This is a genomic window from Streptomyces canarius, assembly GCF_014650735.1.
In the GTDB taxonomy this organism is placed as follows: domain Bacteria; phylum Actinomycetota; class Actinomycetes; order Streptomycetales; family Streptomycetaceae; genus Streptomyces; species Streptomyces olivaceoviridis.
Genome location: NZ_BMVN01000019.1, coordinates 1 through 17,928 on the forward strand (window position 1 = coordinate 1; position 17,928 = coordinate 17,928).

Below are 17,928 nucleotides of genomic sequence, written 5' to 3' on the forward strand. Positions count from 1 at the left end.
TAGTCGACACCGGTCAGGCACATCACCCGCCACCAGCGCTGTCCCTGGTGCGGGGGCTCCGGCTCGGCGTGGGGTCCGGTGTGGCCACCGCCCTTGCCCATGTCGGACAGGCCCTCCAGCATCCACGCGCGCAGGCGTCTGGTACTGGGAGGGCGCTCGGTCGTGACCATCGGCGTGCTCCTGATGTGCGGCTCAGCTCTTTGCGGCCATCACGCGGACGGCGGCACCAGCGTAAGCAGAGAGTGACGCCTGGGCCCATGGATCACGGCTCGGGCGGCGTCAAGCTTGCGTTAAGAATGGCCCGCGCGGGGCGGAGCCGCACCAAGAAGGGGACGCCGGGGGCGGGTTCGGCCGGGGTGGGGCGAAGCGGATGAGCACGGGGGAACCGGCGGGGGAGCCGCCCGGGTGGCGGCCACCGAGCGTCACTCCAGACCCGACGCCCGGAACACACCGAGGGCCGTCTCACGGTCCACGCGGCGGGCCAGGTGACGCAGCTCCGCCGTGCCGCACAGCAGCGTGCCGGCGGCCTCCGAGCCGCGGGCGCCCTCGTCCAGCCGGTACCACAGCTCCGGGTTGCGGACGAGGACCTCCGGGTCGATCTCGATCCGGTTGCCGAGGGCGTCGCGCAGCACCAGGCGCTGGGTCACACCCTCCAGCGGGCGCACCGCGGTCAGCAGATCGGTGCGGACGCGGCGGGTGCGGTACAGGCGCCGGGTGGCCAGCCAGTTCCGGCCGGCGGACACGCGCACCGGGAACAGCACGAGGAGCAGGAGCAGGGCCAGCAGGAGCCACAGGGCACCGCGCCACCAGGTCAGCGAGCCGGCCGCCCAGTCGACGCACAGCAGCAGGCCGAACAGCGCGCCCGCACAGCGGGCCGACGTGCGCGCGTCCTGGGTCCAGCCGCGGTCGTGCACCACGGTCCCGGTGCCGGACGGGTGGGCGCCGGTCGGCTGGGGGCGGGTGTCGTTGCCGTGCTCCATGGGGAAAACGGTAGTCCGTCGACGGTGCCCCGGCTCTGCCGTTGACGGCGCTCTGACGGCCGGGGGCCGGTTCTTGACGGGATGGCAACGGCCCGGCGCGGCGTCCTCGCCCCACGCGCCGGTGCGTGGCGTGGTCGCCCCCTTCACAGCCCCCGGGTGTCGATGCGCAGATGCCACGTGTTGCGACGGTGGACGGACAGCAGCTCCGACTCCAGCGGGGACGGGGGCACCGCCAGCACCGGGCAGACCGCGTGGGCCAGGCAGTGCCGGGAGACCCGGCCGGAGAAGGCCCGGTGCAGTCCGCGCCGCCCGGTGCCCACGACCAGGACGTCGTCCTCCCGGTTCGCGGTCGCCACCAGCGCCGGGCCGGGGGCGCCGCGGACGACGACGGGCTGCACCGGCACACCGGGACCCTCCGCGTCGAAGATCTCCTCCAGCACCGAGGCCAGCCGCTGCTTGGCGAGCCGCTGCCACTCCTCGACCAGCAGTCCGGCGGCGGGGGAGCGCCGCGCGGCGGAGTCACCGCCCGGTGGTTCCCAGGCCAGTACGGGCCAGAGCTGGGCTCTCAGTCGGCGGGCCAGCGCGGCGGCCCGCCGCAGGGCCGTGACGCTGTTCAGGGAGCCGCTCACACCGACCACCACGCGCGTGGCCGCCGAGCCGTCGTAACCGGACATGACTCATGACTCCACCGTTTTGGACGGGCACCGGAGAGGGTGACACCCCTGACACCCGTGACACCCGAGGGCATGGCCGTTGCGATTCCTCGCTTCCTTCCATCCCACTCCCGTGCCGGTGATTCGACCAGCCGGGCGGCACGAACCCTCCCGTGAACGCTCCTCCGGCCATTAAGATTCGGCGCTCAGAACGAAACTTTCGAGCGCCTCCAGGAGGCGAGCATGCGAACGTACGACAATCCCGTCATCCCGGGTTTCCACCCCGACCCCAGCGTGTGCCGGGTCGGCGACGACTACTACCTGGTGTGTTCCAGCTTCGAGTACTTCCCCGGCGTTCCGCTGTTCCACAGCCGGGACCTGGTGCACTGGCGCCAGATCGGCAACGTGCTCGACCGGCCGGGGCAGTTGGACCTGCCCGACGACCTCCCGGCGTCCGCCGGCATCTACGCGCCGACGATCCGGCACCACGACGGACTCTTCCACGTCGTCACCACCAGCGCGGGCGCCGGCGGCACCTTCCTCGTCACCGCGGAGCGCCCCGAGGGCCCCTGGTCCGACCCGGTGTGGATCGATCTGCCCGGCATCGACCCGGACCTGGCGTGGGACGAGGACGGTTCCTGCTGGGTCGCGATGGCCGGGGTGAGCGTCGCCCGGATCGACCCGCGCACGGGAGGGGTGCTGGAGGGTCCGCTGCCGATGTGGTCCGGCACCGGCCTGCGCGACCCGGAGGCCCCGCACCTGTACCGGATCGGCGACTGGTGGTACCTGCTGCTCGCCGAGGGCGGCACCGCCCTGGGGCACGGTGTCTCCGTGGCGCGCGCCCGCTCGCCGCGCGGGCCCTGGGAACCGGCTCCCGGCAACCCGCTGCTGTCCCACCGCGGCACCGGCCTGCCCATCCAGTGCACCGGCCACGGTGACCTGGTCCAGGCGGCCGACGGCACCTGGTGGATGGTGCTGCTCGGCACCCGGCCCCGTGGCTGGTTCCCGGAGTTCCACGTCCTCGGCCGGGAGACGTTCCTCGTCCCGGTGGAGTGGGCCGACGGCTGGCCGCGGACGGGTCCGGTCCAGGAGCGGCATCCGGCGCCGGCCGCCTGGGCCCCCGTGGAACAGCCGCCGGCGCGGGACGACTTCGAGGGCCCGGCGCTCGCACCGCACTGGATATCCCCGCGGCGCCGGCCCGATGACTGCTGGTCGCTGACCGAGCGGCCGGGCCGGCTCACCCTGGCCGCCACCGGTGGCAGCCTCGACCGGCCCGGGCACACCTTCGTCGGCCGCCGCCAGCAACACCACGACTGCCGGGCGGCGGCGTCGCTGGAGCCCGGCGCCGCGCGGGCGGGGCTGTCGGTGCGCCTGGACGAGGCCCACCACTACGACCTGGAGGTGACCGGGGGTACCGCGGCCGTGATCGCGCGCATCGGCCCGCTGCGGCAGCGCGTCGCCGAACACCCGGTGCCGGCGGAGGCGGTCACCCTGGCCGTCGAGATCCGCGCCACCCGGGACCCCGGGACGCAGCACGGCCCCGACACCCTCGTCTTCTCCGTCGCGACCGCCGAGGGAACCGTCCGGCTCGCCGAACTCGACGGCCGCTATCTGTCCACGGAGGTGGCCGCCGGTTTCACCGGCCGTGTCATCGGCATGTACGTCACCGAGGGCCGCGCGGCCTTCGACTGGTTCGAGTACGCGCCCGCCACGCCGTAGGCGAGACCCTGACGCACCGAGCGATGTCGAAAGTTTCGAAAGGGGTGGGGGGTGCGGGGCTGCTCGGCCCCCACGCCGGACACGCGTCGGGGCCGGGCACACGGGTCATGTGCGGCCGACCCCTCAGGGCACTGTGCCCCTGTTCAGGTCAGGCCGGTGTGCCGTGCCCGGTCAGGTCGCCCTGTCGCCCTCAGGCGGCGGTCATCACCTGCTCCGCACCGAGCGGGCGGTGCGGAGCGATGACGCGGCCGTCCGGCAGCAGCTCACCGGTGTCCTCGAAGAGCAGGACGCCGTTGCACAGCAGGCTCCACCCCTGCTCCGGGTGGTGCGCCACGAGGCGGGCGGACTCCCGGTCGGCGGATTCGGCCGACGGGCACGTCGGTTGGTGCTGGCACATGGGCGGGATCTTTCGCTCTGTCGTGATCATGTCCGTCCCCCGTGGTGATGAGTCGGTCGGAAACCAGTGTTGTCCTCTGGGCGTCGTTCCGCAGGGATTTCACGGCACCGCTTCTCACAGGTTCAGGACGCGTCACCCGCGCGGACGGTTCAGTCCAACTGCACTGTCCCTTCGGGTGGTTCGCAGTAGCCGGATGGGACTAGTCCGGATGGCTCCGGGCGGCGGAGTGCTCGAAAGACAGTCGTACCCCGCTTCCCTCGCGGGAAGCGGGGTACGCGGGCGTCGGTCAGGCAGGCGAACCGAGTAGCGGGAGAGGAGTCGCCCGATGGGTCAGCACCGGAAGCAACTCGGCGACCGGGAACGGACGGTGCGTCGGAATGCCGGGCGGTGCGGGCGCCAGCGGCACGAGCAGATCGGTGGCGGTGGGATGGCCCTCGCTGCCGTCGCCGGAGCAGTCGCCGTGCAGCCACAGGGTGAGCATGTACAGCCCGGGCACGGACAGCAGTCTCGCCTGGTACGGCTGTTGCAGGGCCTCGGCCTGTTGCAGGGCGCGTTCGGTGGAGGCGACGTACGGGCCCTCGAAGAAGTGCGAGAAGGCCCAGCCGTCGGGGGTCAGCATGGTGTCGGCCGCGGCCACCGCGCGATCACCGCACCGGATCAGGAAGCGCCAGCCGGCCAGCCGCGTCGCGGACAGGCCTTGCGCGGTGATCCGGTCCAGCACGTGGACGGGCAGCGGGAGTTCCGGTGTCGCCGGACCCTGCGCGGCGCGCAGGGAGGGAGTGCGCGCCTCACGGACCGCGGTGGGGGAACCGAGGGCGGTGAGGACGGAGCGCAGGGCAGGCGCAGGGGCAGGAGGTACGTGCAGCGGCATGTGGGTCGCCTCTCATTCGACAGGCGCGGCGGCGCGAGGAGGGTGGGGCGGACGGCGCTGTCAGCTCACGGAAGGCCGGAGAGGTGGGGGCCCAGGTCGGTGTGAAAGAGAGTGCGGCTCGGTCTGCCGCCCGTCAACGGGGACGGCAGGAACACCGCGGAAACCAGGACCGAGGACGCCAACCTTCTGCCTTGTGGAGGAAGTTTATACGACGTGTGTTCGGCCGGTGTTTCGGCTATCCGATTTCGGTCGGCCCGACAAGGCGGAATTAGGCCGTCGATTTACGGAAATCATCCCGATTTCCGGATGGGGTCCCCGTCGCTGACCTCGCCATACGCACCGGTAACGGTCGGCCGAATGTCGTCGGCGTTTTTCACGAGGTGTGCGGGGCACCCGAAGGTGCGAGTGCGGCATGCCCCGTGAATGTGCCGCCGGGAACATTCCGACAGACTAGCGGGCGGCGGGCCCGCGCGGGACGTTATCGATCGCTTCGGCTGGGCATCATCCCACCTGACCCGGGAGCCAGGCGGCCGGATCGTCGGCCCGCCCATCCGAGGAGGGACACTTCGATGGGGGAGAAGGTCGTGGCAGGGCAGTTCGACCTGTCCGATCGCCAGCGCTACCGTGAAAAGCTCCAGCAGTGCCTGACGGGACTGGAGCGGCTGCTGCGCGAGAAGCGATTCGACCGGCCCAAGAATCTCATGGGAGTCGAGATCGAGTTGAATCTCGCCGGGTCGGACGGTATGCCGAAAATGTTGAACGGGCAGGTACTGGAGCGCATCGCGAGCCGCGATTTCCAAACAGAACTCGCCATGTTCAACCTGGAAGTCAACATAGCCCCACACCGACTGGGCGGCCGGGTATTCGACCGGCTCGCCGAGGAACTGCGCACGTCGCTCGCCTATGCCGACCGGAAGGCCGGCGAGGTGGACGCGGGCATCGTGATGATCGGCATCCTGCCCACCCTCGACCGGGACGACCTGGTCTCCTCCAACCTCTCCGAGGTCGACCGCTACACACTCCTCAACGACCAGATCGTCGCCGCGCGCGGGGAGGACTTCCGGCTCGACATCGAGGGCGTGGAGCACCTCGTCTGCACCTCGAAGTCGATCGTGCCCGAGGCCGCGTGCACCTCCCTGCAACTGCACCTGCAAGTCACCCCGGGCCGGTTCGCCGACGTGTGGAACGCGGCCCAGGCGGCCTCCGCCGCGCAGATCGCCGTCGGCGCGAACTCACCGTTCCTCTTCGGGCACGAACTGTGGCGCGAGTCCCGGCCCCCGCTGTTCCAGCAGTCCACCGACACCCGGCCGCCCGAGCTCCAGGCGCAGGGCGTACGGCCGCGCACCTGGTTCGGCGAACGGTGGATCACCTCCGCGTACGACCTGTTCGAGGAGAACCTGCGCTACTTCCCGGCCCTGCTGCCGATCTGTGACGACGAGGAGCCACTGGAGGTCGTCGAGGCCGGCGGGGTGCCCAAACTCGCCGAACTCGTGCTGCACAACGGCACGATCTACCGCTGGAACCGGCCGGTGTACGGCATCGCGGACGGCGTCCCGCACCTCAGGGTGGAGAACCGGGTGCTGCCGGCCGGGCCCACCATCACCGACGTGATCGCCAACGCGGCCTTCTACTACGGCCTCGTCCGCGCCCTCGCCGAGGAGTCCCGGCCGGTGTGGACGCGGCTGCCGTTCGCCGCGGCCGAGGCGAACTTCGACGCGGCGTGCCGGTACGGCATCGACGCGCGCTTCGTGTGGCCCCGGCGGGGGCGGTACGGCGGCACGGGCGAGGTCGACGCGGTCACGCTGGTCCGCGACGAGCTGCTGCCGCTGGCCTCGACCGGACTGGACGCGTGGGGTGTGGAGGCCGCGGACCGGGACCTCTACCTGGGCGTGATCGAGGAACGCTGCCGGCGCCGCGTCAACGGGGCGTCCTGGCAGGCGGCCACCTTCCACCGGGCGCTGGAGCAGGGGCTGTCACGGCAGGCGGCCCTGGCGGCTACGACCCGGAGGTACGCCGAGCTGATGCACGTGGGGGAGCCGGTGCACACGTGGCCGGTGGGGCTGCCGGAGCCGGTACCGCTGGGCTGAGCGCCGGGCTCCGCCGGGCCGCTGGAGGGGCCGAGCGCCGGAGCGGCGGAGCAGAGGGGGCGGCGGACCGAGGCGGGTGGCGGGGCGTGGTCCAGGAGCCGGTCGCGGGCGTCCGGCAGCCCGCCGTAAGGCCACGGCGGGCTGCCGTAAGCCCGCGGCGGGCTGTCGTATGGCCGCGGCGGGCTGTCGTAGGGTCACGAGAGAGCCCCTGCCCTTCGGGGGCATGCCGCGCCCTCCACAGCTCCTTCTGCGATCCTTGCCGGGCGAAGGGTGGGCCAGGGGCCCGTGAGCCGGCTGGAGGCAGGGGTGCAGGTGGAGGCTGACTCGGTGGCCGATTCCGCGGCGCGGGAGCGTGACCCGCGACGGATGCTGCGGGACGAGACGCTGCTCGTCCTGGCGCTCTCGCTCGGGGCGAGCGGGGTGTCCGCGCTGATCAGCTTCATCGGCTCGGTCACCAAACCGGGCGGGCTGAAGGACCAGGCGGCCACCCTCAACGCCTCCGCCGCACCGGGCCGCCCCTGGCTGGACCTGGCCTGGCAGCTCTTCGGCATCGCCACCGCGCTGGTCCCCGTGGCACTCGTCGCCCACCTGTTGCTGCGCGAGGGCGCGGGCCTGCGCACCCTCGGCTTCGACCGCACCCGTCCCTGGCCCGACCTCGCCCGGGGTGCCGGCATCGCGGCCGTGATCGGCAGCACCGGCATCGCCTTCTACCTCGCCGCCCGCGGCCTCGGCTTCAACCTCACCGTCGTACCCGAGGCACTTCCGGACGTGTGGTGGAAGTACCCGGTGCTGATCCTCTCCGCGTTGCAGAACGCGATCCTCGAAGAGGTCATCGTCGTGGGCTACCTGCTGCGCCGGCTGGGGCAGTTGGGCTGGACCCCGGGGACCGCGCTGGCGGCCAGCGCGGTCCTGCGTGGCTCGTACCACCTCTACCAGGGCGTCGGCGGCTTCCTCGGCAACATGGTCATGGGCGTGGTGTTCGTCTACCTGTACCGCCGCTGGGGCCGGGTCGGGCCGCTGGTCGTCGCGCACTCCCTGCTCGACATCGGCGCGTTCGTCGGCTACGCCCTCCTCGCGGGCAGGGTGGGCTGGCTGCCGACCGCCTGAGCACGCCCTCAGGCGCGCAGTTCGCCGTCGACGACCGTCACCGCGAAGCCGGTGAGCAGGGTGCGCTCGCCCCGCAGGCCGGTGCGGACCAGCCCGGTGCGGCGGGAGGCCTGGAGCCCGGTGAGGTCGTCGCGGCCGAGGCGGGCGGACCAGTGCGGGGCGAGCGCGGTGTGGGCGCTGCCGGTCACCGGGTCCTCGTCGATGCCGACGTTCGGGAAGAAGCAACGGGAGACGAAGTCGTAGCCTCGGGACGGCTCGTCGGCGCGGGCGGTGGCGATGATGCCGCGTGAGGAGTAGGCGCCGAGGGCCCGGTGGTCGGGGGAGAGGCCGAGCACGGTCTTCTCGTCGGCGAGTTCCACCAGCAGGTCACCGACGTTCGGACCGGTGTCGAATGCGGCGACCGGCCGCGCACCGAGCGCCTCGGCGACCCCGGCCGGGATCTCTACCGGGGTGAGCGGGGCGGTCGGGAAGTCCAGGGTGACCGAGCCGTCCGCGCCGGGCGTGGCGATCAGCACGCCGCTGCGGGTGGCGAACCGCACCGGGCCCTCGTGGGCGCCGGTGGTGTGCAGGACGTGGGCCGTGGCGAGGGTGGCGTGGCCGCACATCGCGACCTCGGTGACGGGCGTGAACCAGCGCAGCGCCCAGTCCGCCTCGCCGCCCTCGGGCAACCGGTGCGCGAACGCCGTCTCGGCGTGGTTGACCTCCATGGCGACGTTCTGGAGCCAGTCGTCGTCCGGGAAGACGTCGTCCAGGAGCAGGACTCCGGCCGGGTTGCCGGCGAAGGGGCGGTCGGTGAAGGCGTCGACGATTCGGATGCGCATGGCCCGACGCTAGCGGCTGCGACGGCCCTCGGACCAAGGCCAATTCAGGGCTGCCGGACTGGTTCCCGGCCCGGCCGGCCGCACGTGACTCGACTCAGTGGACTTCGACTGTTCTCACTGGGTTGCGGAAGGGGGCGGGACGACGCCGGCCACACCTGTACGGGCCTTCGGTGACGAGGCGCCTTCGGTCTTGAGCCGGACTGGAGTTCGCGGGCTGGTACTACGCGGTGACGGTCGGCGATCTGCTCAGGGTCAGAGTCCGCCATGCTCAGGGCACACAGGGCACACCGGGCCGCTCAGCGTCGGTCGCCCCACGTGCGGGGATTGTCAGGCGATCGGTTCCGATATATCGTTGAGGCATCGCGAACGATATGCGATACGGACGCGACAGATCAAACGATGGAATGGAGTGATCGCGATGCGCACCCACGGTTTCGAGCGTGGACATCGGCACGAGGGCCCCGGCCGACGGGGTATGGGTGGGTTCGACGGGCGGCGGGCCGCCTTCGGGCCCTTCGGTCCGGGCGGTCCGGGCTTCGGTCCCGGTGGACCCGGATTCGGACCGGGCCCCTGGGGGCCGCGCGGGCGGGGCGGTCCGCGAGGGCGGGCACGGCGCGGTGACGTACGCGCCTCGATCCTGGCCCTGCTCAAGGACCGGCCCATGCACGGCTACGAGATGATCCAGGAGATCGCCGAACGCAGCGGCGGCGCCTGGAAGCCCAGCCCCGGTTCGGTCTACCCGACCCTCCAGCTGCTGGAGGACGAGGGCCTGATCGCCAGCGAGAGCGAGGGCGGCAAGAAGCTCTTCGCCCTGACCGAGAGCGGACGCGCCGCCGCCGACGAGGGACCGGACGCCCCCTGGGAGGAGGCCTCGCGCGGGGTCGACTGGGAGGCCCTCACCGAGATCCGCCAGGCCGGCTTCGGGCTGATGGAGGCCTTCGGCCAGGTGTGGAAGACCGGCAGCAAGGAGCAGCGCGAGAAGGCGCTCGCCGTCATCAACGACGCCCGCAAGAAGCTGTACCTCATCCTCGCCGACGAGGACTGAGCCCCCTGGACGAGGGCCGCGGCGCCCCGCGCTTCCGCGCGGGGCGCCTTCGTCTGTCCCGGCTCAGGCCACCAGGCCGTCCAGCTTGCGCAGCGACTCGTTCAGGGCGGCCGTCGCCGAGTCCTTGAGCTTACCCGCCATCAACGACACCGCGGCCCCGGTGAACTCCCCGTCGATCCGGAGCGTCGTGGCGTCCCCGTCCGGGGTCAGCGTGTAGCGGGTGGCGACGGTCACCGCCATCGGGCCCTTGCCGCGGATGGCGAACACCCGGGCCGGTTCCAGCTCCTCGATGGTCCAGTCGACCTCCGCCGGAAAGCCCATCAGCTTCATGTTCTCCTGGAACGTGCCGCCCACGGCCAGGGTCTTCGGGCCGCCCCGCGGGAAGCTGGTGTGGGTCGCGTTCCACGCCCCGTACGAAGGCCAGTCGGTGAGCTGGGCCCACACCTTCTCGGCCGGCGCCTGGATGCGTGCCTCGGCGCTGACTTCGGCCATGCGACCACCCCTTCGGATCGGGCGTATCGGGCTACGATGTCGCGGAACGTAGCCGCGGTGGCGCGAACATTCAATACTGATGAACTGTCAGGACCGTTGCGGGGGTGTGCCGTCCGTGCGCGGGATCGGTCTGATCTCCTCCGTAAGGATGAGATCCGGCTCGGCGATGTCCACTCCGCGTGGGACGCGAAGATGGTTCCCCTCGTGGATGCCTCGTCCCGTTGCGGCTGATGAGGTAGGGGATGTGCAACCCCGTACAGCCCACCGGACCGCCGATGACGGAGCGGTTCCGTACCCGGACGGCGCTGCCGGGCTCGGTGTCGAGCTCGCGGCGGTGGTCTCCGCTGCCCGCCGCAGGGCCGTCCGGGACAGGGACCGGCACACCGACACCGCCCATCTGCTGCACGCCCTGCTGGAACACGATCCCGAGGCCCGCGCCGCCGTCGGGGGCCCGCAACGGCTCGCCCGGGTCCTCGGTTACCTGGTGCAGCGCAGCATCGGCTACGGACTGCGCTGGCAGAGCCGGGTGGAGGACTCCGGCACGATGCCCCTCGTCCCCGCGCCGGCCGGCCCCGCCGACGCCGCGGGTCTCGCCGGGCCTGCCGGCCCCATGGTTCCCGCCGGTCCCGGCGGTCCGGGCAAGGGCGCCGAGGGCTGGTCGCCCGCCGCGTCCGCCGCGCTCGCGGACGCCCGCGCGCGTGCCCGGCGGCGGGGCGCGCCCCGCGTCGGCGGCACGGACCTGCTCGCGGCGCTCGCCGCGGACCCGCGGTCCCGGGCGGTCGAGGTCCTCGAACGCGCCGGCGTCCCCGCCCGCGAACTGTCCGCGCGGATCGAGGCGGGCGCGGACGTGTACGCCGACGACGGCGGGGCGGCCCGCTGACCCCCTGGTCCCGCCTCCGGCCGCCGTCCATCAGCTGAGACAGGTGTCACCAGGGGTGACGCTCCTGTCGTCGCCTGCCATCATGTGCCGGTGCGTACGTCTGTGAGTAGTAAGGACAGCCCCGGCAAGGGAGCCGGGCTCGGTCTCGCGCTCGGCTCGGCGCTGGCCTTCGGCGGGTCCGGAGTGGCCGCCAAGCCGTTGATCGAGGCGGGGCTCGACCCCCTCCACGTGGTGTGGCTGCGGGTGGCGGGCGCCGCCCTGGTCATGCTGCCGGTCGCGATCCGGCACCGGGCGCTGCCGCGCCGCCGGCCCGCGCTGCTCGCCGGGTTCGGGCTGCTCGCCGTCGCCGGTGTCCAGGCCTGTTACTTCGCCGCGCTCTCCCGCATACCGGTCGGCGTGGCCCTGCTCGTCGAGTACCTGGCCCCCGCCCTGGTGCTCGGCTGGGTGCGGTTCGTGCAGCGGCGGCCCGTCAGCCGTGCCGCCGCGCTCGGCGTCGTCCTCGCCGCAGGCGGGCTCGCCTGCGTGGTCGAGGTCTGGTCCGGCCTGAGCTTCGACGCGCTGGGCCTGGTGCTGGCGCTCGGCGCCGCCTGCTGCCAGGTCGGCTACTTCGTGCTGTCCGACCAGGGCAGCGACGCGGGTGGGGAGGCGCCGGACCCGCTCGGTGTCATCGCCTACGGGCTGCTCGTCGGCGCCGCCGTGCTGACCGCGGTGGCCCGCCCCTGGAGCATGGACTGGCCGGTGCTGGCCGGCTCCGCCCGCCTGAACGGCACCGCCGTACCGGCCGTCGCCCTGCTCGCGTGGATCGTGCTGGTCGCCACGGTGATCGCGTACGTCACCGGGGTGCTGTCCGTGCGCCGGCTGTCGCCGCAGGTCGCCGGGGTCGTCGCCTGTCTGGAGGCGGTCATCGCCACCGTGCTGGCCTGGGTGCTGCTCGGCGAGCACCTGTCCGCGCCGCAGGTCGCCGGGGGTGCGGTCGTCCTGGTCGGCGCGTTCATCGCGCAGTCCGCCACCCCGGCCGAGGGCTCCTCCACGCCGGTCGCCTCGGGTGGCGCGGAAAGGGAGTTGTCCGCGCGGGGTACGGCCGCCTAGGCTCCGGATCATGCCGCACCGCGCGCTCGTCCTCCCGCCCCCGGCCGCCTGAGGCGGGCCTCCGGGTCCCGCCCGGTGCGTGCGCGCCGGGCCGGGCGGTGCTGCCCGCAGATGAAGTCCACGTGCCCCGCCCGAGCGGGACGCTCCCGAACTTCCGCACGTCCACGTGCGCTTCTGCGGAGAGATTCCTTTGCCGACCTTCTCGCACCCCGCTTCAGGCCTGCCCGTCGGGCGTGGCCTGCTCTACCTGATCGTCACCGGTGCCGCCTGGGGCACCGCGGGCGCCGCCGCCTCGCTGGTCTACCGGACCAGCGACATGGGCGCCTTCGCCCTCTCCTTCTGGCGCTGCGCGCTGGGGCTCGCCCTCCTGTCGGCCGGCCGGCTGCTGCGGCCACGCGACCGCCGTCCGGCCCCGGCCCGGCGCCTGCGCCGCACGCTCACGAGGGCGCCGGCCACCGGGCTCGGCCTGGCCGTCTTCCAGACCGCGTACTTCGCGGCCGTGGCGTCGACCGGGCTGGCCGTGGCCACCGTCGTGACCCTCGGCGCGGGTCCCGTGCTCATCGCGCTCGGCGCCCGGCTGCTGCTCGGGGAACGGCTCGGCGCCGGTGGTGCCGCGGCGGTCGCCGGCGCGCTCGCCGGACTGGCCGTGCTCACCTTCGGCGGCTCGGCGGCGACCGTACGGCCGGCCGGGGTGCTGCTGGCCCTGGCCTCGGCGGCGGGCTACGGCGTGATGACCCTGCTCACCCGCTGGTGGGGGAGGGGCGGCGGCACCGACGCCGCCGGCACCACGGTGGGCGCCTTCGCCGTGACCAGCCTGTGCCTGCTGCCGTTCGCGGCGGGGGAAGGACTGTTCCCGCACACCGCCCACCCGGCCCGGCTGCTGTGGCTGCTGCTGTACATCGCCGCCGTACCCACGGCCCTCGCGTACGCGTTCTACTTCGCCGGAGCCGCCGTCGTCCGGTCCGCGACCGTCTCCGTGATCATGCTGCTGGAGCCGGTGACCGCGGCCGTGCTCGCCGTCGTCCTGCTAGGCGAGCGGCTCACGGTGACCACGGCGGCCGGCACCCTGCTCATGCTCGGCGCGGTCGCGGGCCTGGCGGTGAGCGAGGCCCGCGGGGCCGGCCGGCGGGAACCCGCCCCGGTGTGACCCTCGGCCGCTACCGCGCCGCCAGGTAGTCCGGCAGCTCGACGCCGGGCGCCAGGTCGGCGTTGCGGACCGGTGTGTCGTAGCCCTTGCGGAGCGGGACGACCCCGGCCCAGTGCGGCAGGTCCATGTCCTCGGGCTCGTCGTTGGCGTCGCCGGTGCGGACCTTGGCGGAGACCTCCTCCAGGTCCAGGCGGATGACCGCGGTGGCGGCCAGCTCCTTCTTGTTCCCGGGCCGGGAGTCGGCGGCCCGGCCCGGGACGACGTGGTCGACCAGCGCGTCCAGGGCCAGCCGCCGCTCCTCGGGGTCGGTGACCTCGTACGCGGTGCCGTGCACCACGACCGAGCGGTAGTTGATCGTGTGGTGGAAGGCGGAGCGGGCCAGCACCAGCCCGTCGACGTGGGTGACCGTCAGGCACACCGGCAGACCCGGGTCGGCCTGGCCGGTCATCCGCAGCGGCCGGGAGCCGGTCGAGCCGTGCACGTAGAGCCGCTCGCCGACCCGGCCGTACAGCGTGGGCAGCACCACCGGGGCGCCGTCCCGGACGAAGCCGAGGTGGCAGACGTACCCCTCGTCCAGGATCGCGTGGACGAGCTCCCTGTCGTAGGACGCCCGCTCGGCGGAGCGCGTGGGCACGGTCCGGTCGGTCGGCGTGTAGGCGGCGGCCCGTGTGTCCTCGGTCGTGCCCTGCATGTCGTCCCCTCCAGTGGCGGCGAGTTTTGTACTAGTGCATAATGCTGTTTGTGCTAGGAGAATATCGGATCGCCGGGCGCGGCGCAGCCGAGATCGCGGCCGGCGTCGAGCAGGCGGTCGGCACCGGCGAGCTGCGACCGGGCGAGGCCCTGCCCCCCATGCGGGAGCTGGCGGCCCGGCTCGGAGTGAACGCGAACACGGTTGCCGCCGCCTACCGCATCCTGCGCGAACGCGGCGTGATCGAGACGGCCGGCCGCCGGGGCAGCCGTATCCGCCCCAAGCCGGCCACCACGGGCCGGGAGCAGCTGCGCGTGGAGGTGCCCCCCGGCGGCCGGGACCTGTCCACGGGCAATCCCGACCCGGCCCTGCTGCCCCTCCTGGCCCCGGCCCTCGCCGCTGCGGCGGAGCAGGGCGACCGCGTGCCCGTCCGCTACGGCGACGACCCCGTGGACGAGGACCTCGCCCGCCTCGCCCGCGCCGAACTCGACGCCGACGGCGTCCCGGCGGGCCCGCTGACCGTGACTTCCGGCTCCCTCGACGCCGTCGAACGCGTGCTCGCCGCGCACCTCAGGCCCGGCGACACGGTCGCCGTCGAGGACCCCGGCTGGGGCAGCCTCCTCGACCTCGTCCCCGCGCTGGGCCTGCACACGGCCCCGGTCGGCGTGGACGACGACGGGCCGCGCGCCGACGACCTGCGCCGCGCCCTGGAGGCCGGGGCCCGCGCCCTGATCGTCACCGACCGGGCCCAGAATCCGACCGGCGCCTCGGTCACCGCCACGCGCGCGCGTGCCCTGCGCGCGGTGCTGCGGGACCACCCGGGGACCCTGCTCATCGAGGACGACCACGGCCACGGCATCGTCGACCTGCCGCTGCACCCCCTCGCGGGCGTCACCCACCACTGGGCCTTCGTCCGCTCCGCCGCCAAGGCCTACGGCCCCGACCTGCGCCTCGCCGTCCTCACCGGGGACCCCGTCACCGTCGACCGGGTCCGCGGCCGTCAGCGTCTGGGCCCCGGCTGGGTGAGCCTCCTGCTGCAACGGGCCGTGGCCCACCTGTGGACCCAGGGCGCGGTCGACCGGGCGGCGGTGGCGGAGGCGTACCGGGCCCGCCGGACCGGCCTGGTCGACGCGCTGGCGGAGCGGGGGGTCGTCGCGCACGGCCGCAGCGGCATGAACGTCTGGGTCCCGGTCCCCGACGAGACGGGCGCCATCGCCCGCCTGCTCCACAGAGGCTGGGCGGTCGCCCCGGGCGCCCGCTTCCGCCTGGCCTCCCCGCAGGCGGTCCGCATCACGATCTCACCGCTCGCCGAGGAGGACATCACCCCGCTGGCCGACGCGGTGGCGGCGGCGGTGCGCCCGTCCCCGGCCCGCGCCTACGGCTGACGGTGACGGCGTACGGGGTACGGGGCGCGGTGAGCCACCATGGACCCGCACCCCGCACCCCGCCCCTCACGCGCCCTTGCCCCGCACCTGTGTGAGCGCGGCCCCCGCCAGCACGATCACCGCCCCGACCGGCGTGGTCCACCGCAGGGTCTCCCCGAGGATCGCCACCCCCGCGGCCGTGGCGATGACGGGGATGAAGTACGTGACCATCTGGGCGGTGGTGGGCCCGACCTCGGCGACCAGCCCGTACTGGATCAGCACCGCCAGTCCGGTCCCCAGCGCGCCCAGGGCGGCGACGGCCAGCAGCGGAACGACGGCGAAGTGCTCCGGGACGCTGGTGAACAACGGCGTCACGACGGCCAGCTGCACGGTCGCCAGCAGCAACTGGCCCCCGGTCATCGACAGATGGGAGTTCCCCGTGCCGGCCAGGGTCCGCCGCACGTAGATCCAGCCGACCGGGTAGCTCAGCGAGGCCAGCAGCGCCATCGCGGTACCCGTGGCGTCCAGCCCGTGGAAGCCCTGCCAGGCGCCGAGCACGGTGAGGACGCCCAGGAAGCCCAGGCCGAGCCCGGCGACGCGCACCCGGGTCGGCCGGTCCTCGGACAGGGCGACCAGGGACAGGGCCATGCCCCACAGGGGGGACGTGGCGTTGCAGATGCCGGCCAGGGTGGACGGGATCGTCAGCTCGGAGTAGGCGAACAAGGAGAACGGCAGGGCGTTCAGCAGGAACGCGGCGACCGCCATGTGCCCCCACAGCCGGGCCCCGCGCGGCAGCCGCTCCCGCTTCACCGCCATCGCCGCCACCAGTACCGCCGTACCGAACACCAGCCGCCCGAGGGTGACCTGGAAGGGCGCGTACCCCTCGGTCCCCACCTTGATCAACAGGAAGCTGAAGCCCCAGATCAGGGACAGGACGCCGAAGCGGAGCCGCCAGTCGAGGCGGGCGCGCGGCCGGGCGGGGGCGGGCAACTGGGACCGGGTTCGGGTCGCTGCGGTGACCGTGCTCATGGGCTCCACGATGCGGGAGACCACCTCGTAGCACAATCGAGATTTCTCACCTGGTACCTCTTAGAATCGCTTACATGTTGAACCTGGAGCGCCTGCGCACCCTCGACGCCCTGGCCCGGCACGGCTCGGTCAGCGCCGCCGCCGACGCGCTGCACGTCACCACGTCCGCGGTCTCGCAGCAGCTCGGCAAGCTGGAGCGGGAGGTCGGCCAGCAGCTCCTCGCCAAGAACGGCCGGGGCGTACGGCTCACGGACGCCGGCCGGCTGCTGTCGGAGCACGCGGCGCGCATCCTGTCCCAGGTCGAGCTGGCCCGGTCCGACCTGGAGGCACAGCGCGGCCAGGTCGCCGGCGAACTGAGGCTGTCGGCGTTCCCGACCGCCGCCCGCGGCCTGTTCCCCGCCGCGCTCGGCGCCCTGCGCACCGAGCATCCGGGACTGCGCGTGCGCTCCAGCGAGCTGGAGCCGGAAGCGGGCATCGCCGGGGTCGTGCGCGGCGATCTCGACCTCGCGGTGGTCCTGGACTGGTACAACAAGCCGATGCCCGTGCCCGACGGCCTGGTCAAGGCGCCCCTGCTGGACGACCCGGCCGAGGTCGCCATGCCCGCGACGCACCGGCTCGCGGACCGGGACGAGGTGGACCTCACCGAGTTCGCCGAGGACGAGTGGATCACCTGGGGCGAGGGCGAGTTCTGCCACGAGTGGCTGATGTTCACCCTGCGGTCCAAGGGCGTCGAGCCGATCGTCGGCCACCGCGCGGGGGAGACCCACACCCAGCTCGGGCTCGTCGCGGCCGGGCTGGGCGTGTGCATCGCGCCGCTGCTGGGCCGGCACCCGGTGCCCGAGGGGGTGGTCCTGGTGCCCCTCAGGCAGCGCGTGCGCCGCCATGTGTACGTGGTCTGGCGGGCGGACGCCGACCGCAGGCCCTCCATCCGCGCGGCCGTCGAGGCGCTGCGGACGGCGGCCCGGAAGCTGGGCTGAGACCCGCGGTGCGGGCTACGCCCCGCCCAGCTTCCGGAAGTCCCACGACACGATCTTGTCCGGGGTCAGCCGGGCCCAGGCGTGCCGGCCGTCGTGCGGCATCTCGTCCAGACCGAAGTTCTTGCGCGCGAACAGCGTCTCGGCCGTGTCCAGTTCGGCGCACAGCTCGCCCCGGCGCGGCACCTCGCCGACGAACTCCACCCGGCCGGACAGCTCGACCCCGCGCAACTGGTCGTACTCCTCGCCGGAGTCCACCACGACGGCCACCCGGGGGTCGTGGCGCAGCTGCGCCCAGCGCCGGCTGCGCACCACCGAGTACAGCCACAGCGACGTGCCGTCCCAGGCGAACCACAGCGCGCTGACGTGCGGTGCGCCGTCGGCCGAGACGGTCGCGACCCGGCAGGTGCGCTGGGCGGTGAGGAACTCGTCCAGTTCGCCGGGCGTCATCATGATCTTCCGGCCCCGGCGCTGCTGTGTGACGGTCATGCGGCCCCCTCTTCTCCCACGTCGTGTCAGAAAACTATGGTGATCCTCTGACATCACGTCAGAAAAGAGAAGCCGTCGTCTTCAAGGGGGCGCTGC

At 73.3% G+C, this 17,928-nt stretch carries 18 protein-coding genes; 9 read left to right on the forward strand and 9 right to left on the reverse strand.

Translation table 11 applies throughout. The annotated features are described in order from the left end of the window. Positions 1–422 precede the first annotated feature (422 nt). The gene (locus IE294_RS25105; protein WP_189889742.1) at positions 423–980 is read right to left on the reverse strand and encodes a hypothetical protein; all 558 of its coding nucleotides are present in this window, start codon (positions 978–980) and stop codon (positions 423–425) included. A gap of 143 nt (positions 981–1,123) precedes the next feature. Then, positions 1,124–1,654, reverse strand: coding sequence for a universal stress protein (locus IE294_RS25110; RefSeq protein ID WP_189889744.1), 531 nt, complete (start codon positions 1,652–1,654; stop codon positions 1,124–1,126). 222 nt (positions 1,655–1,876) lie between these two features. Between IE294_RS25110 and IE294_RS25115 the strand changes: the two genes are divergently transcribed. Then, positions 1,877–3,352, forward strand: coding sequence for a glycoside hydrolase family 43 protein (locus IE294_RS25115; protein WP_189889746.1), 1,476 nt, complete (start codon positions 1,877–1,879; stop codon positions 3,350–3,352). A gap of 190 nt (positions 3,353–3,542) precedes the next feature. On the opposite strand, the gene IE294_RS25120 is transcribed toward IE294_RS25115, so the two are convergent. Further along, positions 3,543–3,749 (reverse strand): DUF5999 family protein, encoded by a 207-nt coding sequence (locus tag IE294_RS25120; RefSeq protein ID WP_189889748.1) that lies wholly within the window; start codon positions 3,747–3,749, stop codon positions 3,543–3,545. A gap of 286 nt (positions 3,750–4,035) precedes the next feature. Then, complete coding sequence (locus tag IE294_RS25125) at positions 4,036–4,620, reverse strand: hypothetical protein (RefSeq protein WP_189889750.1); 585 nt, start codon at positions 4,618–4,620, stop codon at positions 4,036–4,038. Between the two features lie 569 nt (positions 4,621–5,189). Between IE294_RS25125 and IE294_RS25130 the strand changes: the two genes are divergently transcribed. Both IE294_RS25130 and IE294_RS25135 read left to right on the forward strand, forming a co-directional pair. Beyond that, entirely contained in the window at positions 5,190–6,707 is a 1,518-nt protein-coding gene (locus tag IE294_RS25130) for a glutamate-cysteine ligase family protein (protein ID WP_189889752.1), read from the forward strand. Positions 6,708–7,013: 306 nt separating this feature from the next. Further along, positions 7,014–7,814 carry a CPBP family intramembrane glutamic endopeptidase gene (locus tag IE294_RS25135; RefSeq protein ID WP_189889994.1) on the forward strand — a complete coding sequence of 267 codons (801 nt, stop codon included), beginning with the start codon at positions 7,014–7,016 and terminating at the stop codon, positions 7,812–7,814. An 8-nt stretch (positions 7,815–7,822) separates the two neighbouring features. Here IE294_RS25135 and IE294_RS25140 read toward each other — a convergent pair whose 3' ends face one another. Then, complete coding sequence (locus IE294_RS25140; protein WP_189889754.1) at positions 7,823–8,635, reverse strand: PhzF family phenazine biosynthesis protein; 813 nt, start codon at positions 8,633–8,635, stop codon at positions 7,823–7,825. 418 nt (positions 8,636–9,053) lie between these two features. On the opposite strand from IE294_RS25140, the gene IE294_RS25145 reads away from it, so the two are divergent. Further along, positions 9,054–9,680 (forward strand): PadR family transcriptional regulator, encoded by a 627-nt coding sequence (locus tag IE294_RS25145; protein ID WP_189889756.1) that lies wholly within the window; start codon positions 9,054–9,056, stop codon positions 9,678–9,680. Positions 9,681–9,743: 63 nt separating this feature from the next. Here IE294_RS25145 and IE294_RS25150 read toward each other — a convergent pair whose 3' ends face one another. Continuing rightward, a complete protein-coding gene (locus tag IE294_RS25150) occupies positions 9,744–10,172 on the reverse strand; it encodes a type II toxin-antitoxin system Rv0910 family toxin (RefSeq protein WP_189889758.1) in 429 nt (142 codons plus the stop codon). 244 nt (positions 10,173–10,416) lie between these two features. On the opposite strand from IE294_RS25150, the gene IE294_RS25155 reads away from it, so the two are divergent. The 3 genes from IE294_RS25155 to IE294_RS25165 all read left to right on the forward strand — a co-directional run bounded on the left by IE294_RS25155 (position 10,417) and on the right by IE294_RS25165 (position 13,288). Beyond that, positions 10,417–11,052: a Clp protease N-terminal domain-containing protein gene (locus IE294_RS25155; RefSeq protein WP_229917332.1), complete on the forward strand. Its 636-nt coding sequence runs from the start codon at positions 10,417–10,419 to the stop codon at positions 11,050–11,052. 84 nt (positions 11,053–11,136) lie between these two features. Beyond that, complete coding sequence (locus IE294_RS25160; protein ID WP_189889760.1) at positions 11,137–12,141, forward strand: EamA family transporter; 1,005 nt, start codon at positions 11,137–11,139, stop codon at positions 12,139–12,141. 190 nt (positions 12,142–12,331) lie between these two features. Further along, positions 12,332–13,288 carry a DMT family transporter gene (locus IE294_RS25165; protein WP_189889762.1) on the forward strand — a complete coding sequence of 319 codons (957 nt, stop codon included), beginning with the start codon at positions 12,332–12,334 and terminating at the stop codon, positions 13,286–13,288. Positions 13,289–13,298: 10 nt separating this feature from the next. Here IE294_RS25165 and IE294_RS25170 read toward each other — a convergent pair whose 3' ends face one another. Beyond that, a complete protein-coding gene (locus IE294_RS25170) occupies positions 13,299–13,979 on the reverse strand; it encodes a pyridoxamine 5'-phosphate oxidase family protein (RefSeq protein WP_189889764.1) in 681 nt (226 codons plus the stop codon). A 50-nt stretch (positions 13,980–14,029) separates the two neighbouring features. Between IE294_RS25170 and IE294_RS25175 the strand changes: the two genes are divergently transcribed. After that, positions 14,030–15,361, forward strand: coding sequence for an aminotransferase class I/II-fold pyridoxal phosphate-dependent enzyme (locus IE294_RS25175; RefSeq protein WP_189889766.1), 1,332 nt, complete (start codon positions 14,030–14,032; stop codon positions 15,359–15,361). Positions 15,362–15,427: 66 nt separating this feature from the next. Here the strand turns inward: IE294_RS25175 and IE294_RS25180 are convergent, their stop codons facing one another. Then, positions 15,428–16,369, reverse strand: a complete 942-nt coding sequence (locus tag IE294_RS25180; protein WP_189889767.1) for a DMT family transporter — start codon at positions 16,367–16,369, stop codon at positions 15,428–15,430. Between the two features lie 74 nt (positions 16,370–16,443). Between IE294_RS25180 and IE294_RS25185 the strand changes: the two genes are divergently transcribed. Then, positions 16,444–17,346 (forward strand): LysR family transcriptional regulator, encoded by a 903-nt coding sequence (locus IE294_RS25185; protein ID WP_189889769.1) that lies wholly within the window; start codon positions 16,444–16,446, stop codon positions 17,344–17,346. 15 nt (positions 17,347–17,361) lie between these two features. Here the strand turns inward: IE294_RS25185 and IE294_RS25190 are convergent, their stop codons facing one another. Continuing rightward, positions 17,362–17,832: a pyridoxamine 5'-phosphate oxidase family protein gene (locus tag IE294_RS25190; protein ID WP_189889770.1), complete on the reverse strand. Its 471-nt coding sequence runs from the start codon at positions 17,830–17,832 to the stop codon at positions 17,362–17,364. Between the last annotated feature and the right edge of the window lie 96 nt (positions 17,833–17,928).

Bases quoted from the DNA above. Each gene is read 5' to 3' on its own strand.
- IE294_RS25105 (WP_189889742.1), bottom strand. From the start codon at position 980: ATGGAGCACGGCAACGACACCCGCCCCCAGCCGACCGGCGCCCACCCG.
- IE294_RS25110 (WP_189889744.1), bottom strand. From the start codon at position 1,654: ATGTCCGGTTACGACGGCTCGGCGGCCACGCGCGTGGTGGTCGGTGTG.
- IE294_RS25115 (WP_189889746.1), top strand. From the start codon at position 1,877: ATGCGAACGTACGACAATCCCGTCATCCCGGGTTTCCACCCCGACCCC.
- IE294_RS25120 (WP_189889748.1), bottom strand. From the start codon at position 3,749: ATGTGCCAGCACCAACCGACGTGCCCGTCGGCCGAATCCGCCGACCGG.
- IE294_RS25125 (WP_189889750.1), bottom strand. From the start codon at position 4,620: ATGCCGCTGCACGTACCTCCTGCCCCTGCGCCTGCCCTGCGCTCCGTC.
- IE294_RS25130 (WP_189889752.1), top strand. From the start codon at position 5,190: ATGGGGGAGAAGGTCGTGGCAGGGCAGTTCGACCTGTCCGATCGCCAG.
- IE294_RS25140 (WP_189889754.1), bottom strand. From the start codon at position 8,635: ATGCGCATCCGAATCGTCGACGCCTTCACCGACCGCCCCTTCGCCGGC.
- IE294_RS25145 (WP_189889756.1), top strand. From the start codon at position 9,054: ATGCGCACCCACGGTTTCGAGCGTGGACATCGGCACGAGGGCCCCGGC.
- IE294_RS25150 (WP_189889758.1), bottom strand. From the start codon at position 10,172: ATGGCCGAAGTCAGCGCCGAGGCACGCATCCAGGCGCCGGCCGAGAAG.
- IE294_RS25170 (WP_189889764.1), bottom strand. From the start codon at position 13,979: ATGCAGGGCACGACCGAGGACACACGGGCCGCCGCCTACACGCCGACC.
- IE294_RS25180 (WP_189889767.1), bottom strand. From the start codon at position 16,369: ATGAGCACGGTCACCGCAGCGACCCGAACCCGGTCCCAGTTGCCCGCC.
- IE294_RS25185 (WP_189889769.1), top strand. From the start codon at position 16,444: ATGTTGAACCTGGAGCGCCTGCGCACCCTCGACGCCCTGGCCCGGCAC.
- IE294_RS25190 (WP_189889770.1), bottom strand. From the start codon at position 17,832: ATGACCGTCACACAGCAGCGCCGGGGCCGGAAGATCATGATGACGCCC.